Below are 12,529 nucleotides of genomic sequence, written 5' to 3'. Positions count from 1 at the left end.
GGCAGGCGGGGGATTTCACGACAACGGTACGGCACGCACCGCGCGGCCAACGTGCCACCTACGGCGGGCCAACCCATGAAAAGCGGCGCCAGCCGGCTTCTGCGACAATAGAAAGATCAGGAATTGTACGGGAAAGCGCCCAGCGAGGTCGCGCGACAACCAGCAGTGTGCCGGGCAGGCACGCCGCGGTCGGCGCGCCGCTGCGAACTCCGGCATTTCCACACTCTCCCCAGCCGATCCCCATGCGCCGCACGCCCTCGTCCGAACCCTCTCCGATCTCCACCCAGCCGCGCAACGACTGGCAGACGATCCTCTCGCTGCTGCCGTATCTCGCCACCTATAAATGGCGCGTCGGCTTCGCGCTGAGCTGCCTGATCGGCGCGAAGGTCGCCAATCTCGGCGTGCCGATCGTGATGAAGCGGATCGTCGATGGCCTCGCCTCGGTGCAGCATCTTACCGCCCTCGGCCGCGCGCACGATTCGCCGGGCATCGTGCTGTTGGGCGGCATCGGCTTGCTGGTGGTCGCGTATGCGGTGGTGCGGCTGTCCACGTCGCTGTTTACCGAACTGCGCGAGATTCTGTTCTCGAAGGTGACTGAAAGCGCGGTGCGGCAACTCGCGCTGAAAGTGTTTCGCCATCTGCATGCGCTGTCGCTGCGCTTTCACCTCGAACGGCAGACGGGCGGCATGTCGCGCGATATCGAGCGCGGCACGCGCGGCATCACGCAACTGATCTCGTATTCGCTGTACAGCATTCTGCCAACACTCGTCGAAGTCGGGCTCGTGCTCGGCTTTTTCGTCGTCAAATACGAGGCGTATTACGCGGTGGTCACGTTCATCGCGCTGGCCGTGTATATCGTGTTCACCGTGAAGGTCACGGAGTGGCGCACGCATTTTCGCCGCACCATGAACGATCTCGATTCGAAGGCGAATTCACGCGCGATCGATTCGCTGCTGAACTACGAGACGGTCAAATATTTCGGCAACGAAGAGTGGGAAGCGAGCCGTTACGACGAAAACCTCAAGCGCTATCGCACGGCGGCGATCAAGTCGCAGCGCTCGCTGTCGGCGCTGAACTTTGGGCAGCAGGCGATCATCGGCACCGGGCTCGTGTTCATTCTGTGGCGCGCCACACAAGGCGTGATGGCCGGGCGTCTCACGCTCGGCGATCTGGTGCTGATCAACACCTTCATGCTGCAGCTTTATATTCCGCTGAATTTTCTCGGCGTGGTGTATCGCGAGTTGAAGCAAAGTCTCACTGATATGGACCGCATGTTCACGCTGCTCGGCGCGTCACAGGAAGTGCCCGATCTCGAGGACGCGCCCGCATTGCATGTGAGCGGCGCGCAGGTGCGCTTCGAACATGTGAATTTCGCGTACGAACCGGCGCGGCAGATTTTGCACGACGTGAGCTTCACGATTCCGGCGGGCACCACGACGGCGGTGGTCGGACATAGCGGTTCCGGCAAATCGACCCTCGCGCGGCTGATGTTCCGCTTCTACGATCTGGACCGCGCGACGGGCGGCGCGATCACCATCGACGGCCAGGATATTCGTGACGTCACGCAGGATTCGCTGCGCGCGTCGATCGGCATCGTGCCGCAGGATACGGTGTTGTTCAACGATTCGATCTACTACAACATCGCTTACGGCCGGCCTTCGGCGACGCGCGAGGAAGTGATCGCGGCGGCGCGCGCGGCGCATATTCACGAGTTCATCGAGGGCTTGCCGAAAGGCTATGAAACGCCGGTCGGCGAACGCGGACTGAAGCTGTCGGGCGGCGAAAAGCAACGCGTGGCGATCGCGCGGACCATTCTCAAGAATCCGCCGATCCTGTTGTTCGACGAAGCGACCTCCGCGCTCGATTCACGTTCCGAGCGCGCGATTCAGCATGAGCTCGATCAGATTGCCCGTGAGCGCACGACGTTGATCATCGCGCATAGGCTTTCGACGGTGGTGCACGCGCAGCAGATCATCGTGATGGACAAAGGGCGGATCGTCGAGCGCGGCACGCATGCGGAACTGCTGCGCGCGAACGGCCTGTTCGCGCAGATGTGGGCGTTGCAGCAGCAACGCGCGGCAGAGGCGCCGGAGGCGGTGGAAACGGTCGGCTCGGGCGACGGCGGGCGGTAGATTTGCGCGGCGATTTTTTGGCGTTGTCTCAGCGCACTGCGGCGCGAAACTTTAGCGCCAAACGCCAAACGCCAAACTTCTAACTCCTGCCGTCTGACACGCGCAAACGCTGATCCAGTTCACCCAACTGCGCCGGCGTACCGACGTTCTCCCACAAGCCCTCGTACAACTCGCCGCTCGCGAGACCACGTGCAATCGTGTCGCGATAGTACGGCGTGAGCGCGCGTCGCGTGCCGCTCGGCAGATCGCGGAACATGCGGGTGTCGTATAGCCCGATGTTGCCAAACGTGAAGCGCGGCTGGGCATCGAGCGATAACGCGCCGCCGTCCACCAGACCAAAGTCGCCCTTCGGATGAAACGCCGGGTTCGGCACCATCACCAGATGCATGCCCGGCTCGGGCAATGCGCGCAGTTTTTCAGCGCGCGCATTCAGCGTCGCGTAATCGAAATCCGCGTACACGTCGCCGCTGACCGCGACAAACACTTCGCTCGCGCCGTCATCTTCGAGCAGCGGCAGTGCCTGCACGATGCCGCCCGCCGTCTCCAACGCTTCGCGCTCGGCCGAATAGCGCAACTGGACTTGCCAGCGCGAACCGTCGCCGAGCGCGGCTTCGATCTGCTCGCCGAGCCATGCATGATTGATCACAATGGTGCGAAAGCCCGCTTGCGCAAGCCGTTCGATCTGCCACACGATTAGCGGCTTGCCGCCCACTTCGAGCAAAGGCTTAGGGCATGTGTCGGTCAACGGACGCATGCGCTCGCCGCGTCCGGCGGCGAAAATCATCGCTTTCTTCAGGGACATCGTCATCGGTCAGAAGGTGTAGCCGACTTCATTCGCGCGGCCTTCGAGATCGTCGAGGAGCTTCGCGAACGGACGCAGCGGGGCATAGCGCTCGGCAACTTTGCGCGCATAGCCGATGAAACGCGGCAGGTCCTTCATGTAGTGCGGTTTGCCGTCGCGATAGTTGATCCGGCAAAAGAGGCCGAGCACCTTGATGTGCCGTTGCAAACCCATCCATTCGATCTGGCGGTAGAACTCGCCGAAATCGGGGTCGACCGGCAAGCCGGCTTTTTTCGCCCGTTCCCAGTAGTACACGAAGCAGTCCAGTTCGAACTCTTCGCCCCAGCTCAGGAACGCGTCGCGCAACAGCGAGGCGACGTCGTAGGTGATCGGACCGTACACCGCGTCCTGAAAGTCCAGCACGCCGGGGTTCACGGGATTCGGTTCGGCGGCGATCATCAGATTGCGCGGCATGAAGTCACGCAGCATGAACACTTGCGGCTGCGCGCGGGCGCTCGCGATCAACAGCGCGAACGTGCGATCGAGCACGCCACGGATTTTTTCGTCCGCCTGTTCGTCCGTCCCGCGCTCCAGATGCCGGCCGAGGAACCACTCCGGCATCAACTCCATCTCGCGGCGCAGGAAGGCTTCGTCGAACGGCGGCAGCACGTCTTCGCGCGAGGTGAGTTGCCAGCGGATCAGCGCATCGAGCGCGTCGCGCATCAGCGAGCGGGCGCGGCGCGGGTCATCGGCGTTTTGCGCTTCGGTCAACGCGCCGAGGTACGACGCCGTGCCCAGATCGGTGACGAGCATGAAGCCGGCCTCGAAATCGACCTCCAGCACACGCGGCACGTGCACGTCGGCGGCCGCGAGCAACTGCGCGACCTGCACGAATTCGCGGCACTTTTCGGGCGGCGGGGCATCGACGGCGATCAGCGTGCCGTTGCTTGCGCCTTCCGCCGCCTTACCGGCGAGCCGGAAATAGCGGCGAAAACTGGCGTCGGACGAAGCCGGGACAAGTGTGTCGAGCTCGAGCGCATAGCGCGCCGCGTGGCCTTTCAGCCAGGCTTTGAGCAGGTCGAGACGGGTATCGGTGGAGTCTTGGGATGGGGGCAGCGTCATGAAAACCGGCGGCAAATTCAGAGGGGCAACGTCTTGCCATATAATACCCCACGACTTTTTTGACGCGGCTCACGCCAGCTTTTCGCGTATTCCGCTTTACCGCCCGCCGCATCGTTCAACAGATTGTAAATATTGATGTGCAGCCGACTGTCACGGTCGGGGTGTGCAGGCGGTGGACCGTGACTGCAGATGCTGACGGACGAGCCGATTCGCCAAACGATACATGCCGCCTAGACAGCTTTCCCAAACGACTCCCTCTTGTGCTGGTGTGCCGCGCAAAAGGCGGCTCGTCGCGGCGTTGATCGCCGTTCCGGGCCTGATGCCCGCGCTTGCGCACGCCCAGCTGGTGGGGGAAGCCGCGCAGCCGCAACCTATCGACGCGCCTTGGGGCATGCAACTCGCCCCGCAGCTCGAAGACCGTCCGCTTCAGACGGGCCAGAAGCCGGCCACGTTCGTGCTCGGCGACGCGACCACCGGCACCAGCGACCAGGACATGGCCGCCAAGGGTTCGGCCGAGGTGCGCCGCAATACGGTCGTGATCAAGGCCGACGCGCTGCATTACGACCAGGACACGGACATGGCCGACGCGTACGGCAAGGTCCACGTGGTCAACAACGGCAATTCGTTCGTCGGCCCGGAAGCGCATATGCGCGTGGATTCGAGCGAAGGTTTCATGACCGCGCCGAAGTACCACTTCAACGTGACGGGCGGCTCGGGGAGCGCGGAGCGCGTCGACCTGCTCGACAACGAGCGCTCGGTGTTCACGAAGGGCACTTACACGGCCTGCGCGTGTGCGGACGATCCGGCGTGGTACATCAAGGGCAGCGAGTTCGACTTCGACACCGGCGCGGACGAAGGCGTTGCCCATAACGGTGTGCTGTTTTTCCAGGGCGTGCCGGTGTTCGCCTCGCCCTGGCTGTCGTTCCCGCTTTCGGGCCAGCGGCGCAGCGGGGTTCTGCCGCCCACGTTCTCGCTGAGTTCGTCGAACGGCTTCGAACTGTCGGTGCCGTATTACTTCAATATCGCGCCGAATCGCGATCTGACAGTCACGCCGCGTGTGATCTCCAAGCGCGGCGTGCAATTGCAGTCCACGTTCCGTTATCTGTCGCCCACGTATTCCGGCTCGATCACCGGCGAGTTCCTGCCGGACGATCATCTGACCAAGACCAACCGCTACGCGCTGTACATCCAGCACAACCAGAACTTCGGCAACGGGTTCGGCGGCTACATCTACTACAACAAGGTTTCGGACAACACGTATCCGGAAGACCTGTCGTCGTCGGTCAGTCAGTTCATGAACGGCACCCAGCTCCTGTATCAACAGGAAGCCGGGTTGACCTACAGCAACGGTCCGTGGTCGGTGCTCGCGCGTGAACAGCACTGGCAGACGCTGGCGCCTTCGACGGCGCCGTACGGCCGCGAGCCGCAGTTGAACGTGAAGTACGCGAAGTACAACGTCGGCGGCTTCGACTACGGCGCGGAAGCCGATTACACGAACTTCAGCATCACCACCGCGGACCAGACCGAAGGTCAGCGGGTCATGTTCAATCCGTACCTTGCGTATTCGGTGGTCGGGCCGGGTTACTTCGTGACGCCAAAGGTGCAGTGGCACTTCGCGTCGTACAACCTGCGCAATATTCACGACGACGTGCCCCTCGGCACCCCGAAGAACTTTACCGAATCGATCCCGACGTTCACCTTCGACACGGGCCTGATCTTCGACCGTTCGGTGCGGATCTTCGGGCAGGATTACATCCAGACGCTCGAGCCGCGTCTGTATTACGTGTACACGCCGTATCGCAATCAGGAGTCCGCGCCGCTGTTCGACACCGCCGACTCCGACTTCGGCCTCGCGGAAATCTTCACGCCGAACACCTTCGTCGGCAATGACCGGATCGCGGACGCGAACCGCCTGACGGCCGCTCTCACCACGCGCTTCATCGACGCGGCCACGGGCGACGAGCGGGCGCGTTTCGTGATCGCGCAGCAGTACTATTTCCAGGACCAGCGCGTCACGCTGCAGCCTACGCAGACCAGCACGCAGGCCACGCATTCGGACCTGATCGCGGGCGCGTCGTTCAAGCTCGGCGCCGGTTTCGCTTCGGAAACGGCGTTCCAATATAATGCCGACAACAACCAGTTGGTGAAGACGAGCATCGGCTTCGGGTTCAGCCCGGCCACCGGCAAGGTGATCAACGTCGGGTACCGTTACACCCGCGCGAACACCACGCTGGACAACCAGCCGATCAATCAGGTGCTGATCTCGGGGCAATGGCCGCTCACGCATCGGGTGTTCGGCGTGGGCCGTTTCAATTACGACCTGGGCGGTCATCGGATCGTCGACGGTCTGGTCGGCCTGCAGTACGACGCCGATTGCTGGACGCTCGGCGCGGGGATCCAGCGCTACGCGAACGGACTGAACACCTCGGGGCAGAATCAGTCGAGCACGCGGTTTCTCGCGCAGTTGACGTTCAAGGGCTTGTCGAGCGTCGACAACGGGCTGATGAGCGCATTCCGCGCCAGCGTGGCGGGCTATACGCCGTTGCCGCCACCGCCACCGCCGGAGTCGCGTTTCACCAATTACGAATGACGCTCGGCCGATCATTCATAAAGTGCGAAAAGACGGGCCAGGCGCGCCCGACATCATTGGAGTATCTGTGGCAATCATGAAAAAGCTTCGCTTGGCAACGCTTGCGGCCGGTCTGGCCGCCGCGGCGTCTTTCCTGTCGGTCGCGCCGGTGCAGGCGCAAGCGCTGGGCGGCAGTAGCGGCCAGACGGTCGACACCATTGCCGCAGTGGTCAACAACGGTGTCATCACGCGGCGCGAGCTCGACGAACGCATGAGTCTGATCACCCGCCGCCTGAACCAGCAGAACGCGCCGGTCCCGCCGCTGGACCAGTTGCGTCAGCAGGTGCTCAACCAGATGGTGCTGGAACGCATCCAGTTGCAGAAGGCCAAAGAAGACAACATCAATATCGACGACGCGACCGTGCAGAAAACGCTCGAACGGCTGGCCGCGGCGAACAACCTCTCGCTCGACGTGTACCGCTCGCGCATCGAGGCGCAAGGCGTGCCCTGGAGCACGTTCACCAGCGACGCGCGTACCGAACTCACGCTCTCGCGCCTGCGCGAGAAGGAAGTGGACAGCAAGGTCACGGTGTCGGACGCCGAAGTCGCGAACTATATCGCCAGTCAGCGTGGCCCGAACGCCGGCGCGACGAGCGACCTGCATCTGCAGCACATTTTCCTGAAGGCGCCGCTGAACGCGCCGGAGACGGACATCGAAGCGGCGCAGCAGAAGGCTCAGGCGTTGCTTGCCGAAGCCAAGGGCGGAGCCAATTTCGACAAGCTGGCGAAGTCGAATTCGCAGGCGCCGGACGCATCGAAAGGCGGCGATATCGGTTTCGTTGCGCCGTCCAAGCTGCCGCCTGAAGTCGTCAAGGCTGTCTCGACCATGCGTCCCGGCGAAGTCAATCCGGATCTGATCCGCACCAACGACGGTTTCGAAATCGTGCGTCTGGTCGATCGCCGTGCGGGTCAGGGCACCAGCTCGGATGCGCCGAAGCTCGTGCAAACGCACGTGCGCCACATTCTGCTGCGCGTCGGCGACGGCATGTCGGAACCGCAAGCGCGTCAGAAACTGCTCGAAATCAAGAACGAAATTGCCGCGGGCGGCGACTTCGCCAAATTCGCGCATACTTACTCGCAAGACGGTTCGTCGTCGCAAGGCGGCGACCTCGGCTGGATCAGCCCGGGCGAGACGGTGCCGGAATTCGAGCGCGCCATGAACAACCTGCAGGACGGCCAGATCAGCGATCCGGTCCGCAGCGAATACGGCTATCACCTGATTCAGGTGCTGGGCCGCCGCGAATCCGAAGGTTCAGTCTCGCAGCAGATGGATCTGGCGCGCCAGGCCATCGGTCAGCGCAAGGCGGAACAGGCCTACGCCGACTGGCTGCGTGAACTGCGCGACACCGCGTATGTGGAAGTGAAGCCCACTCTGTCGAGCACGCAATAACTGTCATGACTAGCGCCACCCAGTCCGCCCACCCACCGCTGCAGATCGCGATCACGACCGGCGAGCCCGCCGGCGTCGGTCCCGAATTGACAGCGCAGGCACTGGCGGGCGCGGCGGCGCATTGGCCGCACGCGCAGTTCACCGTGCTGGGCGACGCCGACCTGCTCGCCGAACGCGCGCGGGCCGTGGGCGTCGACTGGAGCGCGCTGGTCGCGGACGGCAAGCGCGTGCGCCTGCAGCACCGGCCGCTCGGAGCGCCTGCAATCGCGGGCAAGCTCAACGCGGCCAACGGCCGCTACGTGCTCGACCTGCTCGACAGCGCGATCGACGGCGCGGTAGCCGGTACGTTCGACGCGATCGTCACCGCGCCGCTGCAAAAGAGCACCATCAACGATGCCGGCGTGCCGTTCACCGGCCACACCGAATATCTGGCCGAGCGCACCCACACGCCGCGCGTGGTGATGATGCTGGCCGGCACCGGCAAGCGCCCGTTGCGCGTCGCACTGGCGACCACGCATTTGCCGCTCAAGGATGTGTCCGCCGCGTTGTCCATCGAAGGCATTGTCGAAACGCTGCGCATCATCGATCACGATTTGCGGCATCACTTCGGCTTGCCGGCGCCGCGCATCCTCGTGACGGGGCTGAACCCGCACGCGGGTGAAAACGGTTATCTGGGCCGCGAGGAAATCGAGGTCATCACACCGGCGCTGAAGCTCGCGGACGCTCAAGGCATCGACGCGCGCGGTCCGTATCCGGCCGACACGCTGTTCCAGCCGCGCTATCTGGATGAAGCCGATTGCGTGCTGGCCATGTTCCACGACCAGGGCCTGCCGGTGTTGAAGTACGCCACGTTCGGCGAAGGCATCAATGTCACGCTCGGTTTGCCGATCATCCGCACTTCGGTCGATCACGGCACCGCGCTCGATCTGGCCGGCACCGGCCGCGCCGACGCGGGCAGCCTGATCGCCGCGATCGAGACGGCGGTGTCGATGGCGCAGCACCGCCGCGCGGGCTGATTCGGCGCTGCCGTGCAACTGCTCGCGTGTATCCTGCCGCTAGCAGCAGCAGCAGCAGCAGCAGCAGCAGCAGCAGCAGCAGCAGCAGCAGCAGCAGCAGCAGCAGCGTATGCGGCCGGCGCGTCGAGCGCATTCGGCAAGTGCGCCCCGCTCAGCCAGTTCCTTTTCTTAAGCAGTTCTCTTTCTTAGCGTTTCTTCGATGTCCACCAGCAGACAGCAACAGGGCCGGCACCAAGGTCATATCGCGCGCAAGCGTTTCGGTCAGAATTTTCTGGTCGACATGGGCGTGATCGATTCGATCGTCGATGTCATCCGGCCGCAACGCGGCGAGCGCATGGTCGAGATCGGGCCAGGTCTCGGCGCGCTCACCGAACCGCTGATCGAGCGTCTGGCGACGCCGGAAGCGCCCTTGCACGCCGTCGAACTGGACCGCGATCTGATCGGCCGTCTGAAGACCAAATTCGGCGGCCTGCTCGAACTGCACGCCGGCGACGCGCTCGCATTCGACTTCGGTTCGCTGGCCGCGCCCGGCGAGAAAGCGTCGCTGCGCATTGTCGGCAATCTGCCGTACAACATTTCGAGCCCGCTGCTGTTTCATCTGACGTCGTTCGCGCATCGCGTGATCGATCAGCACTTCATGTTGCAAAACGAAGTAGTCGAGCGGATGGTGGCGGAGCCGGGCACCAAGGCGTTCAGCCGTCTCTCGGTGATGTTGCAATACCGCTACGTGATCGACAAGCAACTCGACGTGCCGCCCGAAGCATTCAACCCCCCGCCGAAAGTCGATTCGGCGATCGTGCGGATGATCCCGTACGAACTGCATGAGTTGGCGCCGGTGGACGAGCGCGTGCTCGGTGAAGTGGTGACGGCCGCGTTCTCGCAGCGTCGCAAGATGTTGCGCAACACGCTGGCTGCCTATCGTGATTCGGTGGATTTTGAGGCGCTCGGCTTCAACCTGCAACGCCGCGCTGAAGACGTGCCGGTGAGCGAATATGTGCGCGTGGCGCAGATCGTGGCGGCCAAAGCCTAAGCCTTGGCGGAGGTATCGCGTCTGCGGTCTCGAATAACGCGATCCTCTAGCCTGCCACGCGTTTTGCCGGCGCGTTGACCAGCGCGATGCCGGTCAGCACCAGCACCGCGGCCATCAGAAAGCGCAGGCTGAACGACTCGCCTAGCAGCAGCACGCCGAAGGTCACGCCGAACAGCGGCGTGAGAAACGAGAACACCGACAGGCGCGAAGCGATATAGCGCGTCAGCAACCAGAACCACAGCAGATAGCTGACGAACGCCACGATCACCGCCTGATACGCGAGGCTCACCACGGTCAGCGGCGTGACGGTTTCCACGTGCGCCTGGCCGAGTCCGAGCGCAAGCGCGAGCAGCACCACCGCCGACACCATCAGTTGATAAAACAGCGTCTTGCTGGCGCTCGATTGGGCGAGTCGCGTGGCGCGCACCACCACGGTTGTCGCGGCCCACGCGATGCCGCCCAGCACCCCGAGCGCGTCGCCCGCGACACCCGCGAGCTGCGAACCGCCGGCGGCGTGGCCATGCAGGAAGCCGTCCGCGAAGGCGAGCGAGATGCCCGCGAACGCCACGACGATACCCGCCCACTGAATCCGCCGCATGCGCTCGCCGTCGACGAACCAGTGCAGGCCGAGCGCCGTGAAGCACGGCGCGGTGTACAGAAAGACCGCCATGCGCGATGCGCTGGTCAGCGTCAGGCCGAGAAAAATGCACACGAACTCGCCCGCGAACAGCACGCCCGCGAGCAGGCCGGCGCCCAGGGTGCCGTCGTCGCGAAAGAGCGGCGTGCCGCGTGAGCGCGCCCAGCCCCACACCAATACCGACGCAATCGCCGAACGCAGGCCCGCCTGGAAGACCGGCGGCACTGCCGCATTGGTGCTTTTGATCGCGACTTGCTGGAGGCCCCAGATCGCGCACAGGCCGATCATCAACAGGATGGCGAAGCTATCCGGGGCGCGGCGTGTGGGCAGGACGGGGGTGCTCATGGGCGGTGTCGAGTCGGAAATAGCTCGTACGATAGCAAACCTGCCGACGCTGCCCGCCGATGACCCCATTGCCTACGCGTGCTTCTTTTAGGCCGCAAGCAAGGCTGCAAGCGTTTTTGCCGACTTAACAACACCTGTCTCAGACTAATTTCGCACGGCTCGCGTTTCGCGCTAAGGTTCTGCCACTAAGGTTTTATCAGGACATTCCAGGCAGACGAACTCCATCCGCGCGACGCGGAACCTGTACGAGGAGAAGTGATGAAGAACGTAGGCAGGTTGGCGGCGGTCGCGGTGCCCGCGGCATTGGCGTCGTTGGGGTGTCAGTTGGCGCAGGCGCAATCCAGCGTGACGCTGTACGGCGTGGTCGACGAAAGCGTGCGCTACCTGACTCACGCCAACAAGGCCGGCGATTCGTCGATCGGACTCGGCACGGGCGGCATGACGCAAAGCCGCTGGGGGCTGAAGGGCGTCGAGGATCTCGGCGGCGGCTGGTCTACCTTCTTCAAACTCGAAAACCGCATCTACGTCAACACCGGCCAGAGCGATCCCACGCTGCCGTTCTTCAATGAAGCACAGGTCGGCGTGCGATCGGATTCGTACGGCCAGATCATCCTCGGGCGGCAGTACAACGTCGTGATCGAAGGTGTCACGGTGGCCGGCTACGGCAGCAATTCGTGGATCCCGTACGACTTCAGTTTCCAGCCTGAAATCACCATGACGGGCGGCATCTGGACCAGCAACCAGGTGCAATATCAGGCGAGATATAACGGCTTCACGTTCGCGGCCGGCTACGCATTCGGCGGCAATGCGGGCAATTCATACGGCAGCCAGATCGGCGCGGCCGCGGCTTATAAACCCGAAGGCGGTCCGTTGAGCGTTGGCGGCGCGTACGAAGTGTCGAAAGATTCGGTCAACGGCGCGGCCGCGAAGACATGGACGTTCGGCGGCGCGTACACGTGGAATCTGACGCGTTTTTCCGCCGGCTATATCGTCAATCAGAACGACGCGGGCTTTTCGAATTTCGCCAACGGCCCGTTCACCGCGCCCGTGCTGGCGGCGCTCAAGTACACGGACTTCGCGCGGCGCCGCATGATCATGGGCGGCATCACGCAGCAGGTGAGCAACAAATGGCACTTCGCCGCGAACGTCTGGCGCACGTTGCAGGACGGCAAGACCGCCGCGCAGGACGGCTCGGCGTGGCAGTATCAGCTGGTCGCCGACTACAACCTGTCGCGGCGCACGGACGTCTATCTGGAAGGCGATTATTCGCTGTATCGCGGCGACCTGATCGGCGCGCAACTGCAGGGTGTCAACAGCGTCGGGCTCGCGCAGAAGGGCTCGCAGATCGGCTTGATGGCGGGTATTCGACATCAGTTCTGAGTACTGATTCAAAGGTGGCGCTCCCTGCAACGCCAGGCGATTCCGGGTACATTGACGGTCTCGTTAC

At 63.5% G+C, this 12,529-nt stretch carries 9 protein-coding genes; 6 read left to right on the top strand and 3 right to left on the bottom strand.

Annotated features, from left to right (window positions below):
• Nucleotides 1-242 precede the first annotated feature (242 nt).
• Entirely contained in the window at nucleotides 243-2,132 is a 1,890-nt protein-coding gene (locus ACFSNN_RS13515; protein WP_134457137.1) for an ABCB family ABC transporter ATP-binding protein/permease, read from the top strand.
• A 79-nt stretch (nucleotides 2,133-2,211) separates the two neighbouring features.
• On the opposite strand, the gene murU is transcribed toward ACFSNN_RS13515, so the two are convergent.
• Both murU and ACFSNN_RS13505 read right to left on the bottom strand, forming a co-directional pair.
• Complete coding sequence (gene murU / locus ACFSNN_RS13510) at nucleotides 2,212-2,940, bottom strand: N-acetylmuramate alpha-1-phosphate uridylyltransferase MurU (protein WP_134457136.1); 729 nt, start codon at nucleotides 2,938-2,940, stop codon at nucleotides 2,212-2,214.
• Between the two features lie 3 nt (nucleotides 2,941-2,943).
• Nucleotides 2,944-4,035 (bottom strand): aminoglycoside phosphotransferase family protein, encoded by a 1,092-nt coding sequence (locus ACFSNN_RS13505; RefSeq protein ID WP_134457135.1) that lies wholly within the window; start codon nucleotides 4,033-4,035, stop codon nucleotides 2,944-2,946.
• Between the two features lie 223 nt (nucleotides 4,036-4,258).
• Between ACFSNN_RS13505 and ACFSNN_RS13500 the strand changes: the two genes are divergently transcribed.
• From ACFSNN_RS13500 to rsmA, 4 genes are all read left to right on the top strand, one after another.
• Entirely contained in the window at nucleotides 4,259-6,625 is a 2,367-nt protein-coding gene (locus ACFSNN_RS13500; protein ID WP_134457134.1) for an LPS-assembly protein LptD, read from the top strand.
• Between the two features lie 67 nt (nucleotides 6,626-6,692).
• Complete coding sequence (locus ACFSNN_RS13495; RefSeq protein WP_134457133.1) at nucleotides 6,693-8,054, top strand: peptidylprolyl isomerase; 1,362 nt, start codon at nucleotides 6,693-6,695, stop codon at nucleotides 8,052-8,054.
• A 5-nt stretch (nucleotides 8,055-8,059) separates the two neighbouring features.
• Complete coding sequence (gene pdxA / locus ACFSNN_RS13490; RefSeq protein ID WP_134457132.1) at nucleotides 8,060-9,070, top strand: 4-hydroxythreonine-4-phosphate dehydrogenase PdxA; 1,011 nt, start codon at nucleotides 8,060-8,062, stop codon at nucleotides 9,068-9,070.
• Between the two features lie 199 nt (nucleotides 9,071-9,269).
• Nucleotides 9,270-10,100 carry a 16S rRNA (adenine(1518)-N(6)/adenine(1519)-N(6))-dimethyltransferase RsmA gene (gene rsmA, locus ACFSNN_RS13485; RefSeq protein ID WP_134457131.1) on the top strand — a complete coding sequence of 277 codons (831 nt, stop codon included), beginning with the start codon at nucleotides 9,270-9,272 and terminating at the stop codon, nucleotides 10,098-10,100.
• 46 nt (nucleotides 10,101-10,146) lie between these two features.
• Here the strand turns inward: rsmA and ACFSNN_RS13480 are convergent, their stop codons facing one another.
• Nucleotides 10,147-11,082, bottom strand: a complete 936-nt coding sequence (locus ACFSNN_RS13480; protein ID WP_134457130.1) for a DMT family transporter — start codon at nucleotides 11,080-11,082, stop codon at nucleotides 10,147-10,149.
• Between the two features lie 258 nt (nucleotides 11,083-11,340).
• Between ACFSNN_RS13480 and ACFSNN_RS13475 the strand changes: the two genes are divergently transcribed.
• Nucleotides 11,341-12,462 carry a porin gene (locus tag ACFSNN_RS13475; protein WP_134457129.1) on the top strand — a complete coding sequence of 374 codons (1,122 nt, stop codon included), beginning with the start codon at nucleotides 11,341-11,343 and terminating at the stop codon, nucleotides 12,460-12,462.
• Nucleotides 12,463-12,529 lie beyond the last annotated feature (67 nt).

The organism is Paraburkholderia dipogonis (assembly GCF_042680985.1).
GTDB classification, from domain to species: domain Bacteria; phylum Pseudomonadota; class Gammaproteobacteria; order Burkholderiales; family Burkholderiaceae; genus Paraburkholderia; species Paraburkholderia phytofirmans.
The sequence above is the reverse complement of the archived record's forward strand: the minus strand, read 5'-3'. Positions and strand labels throughout refer to the sequence as shown.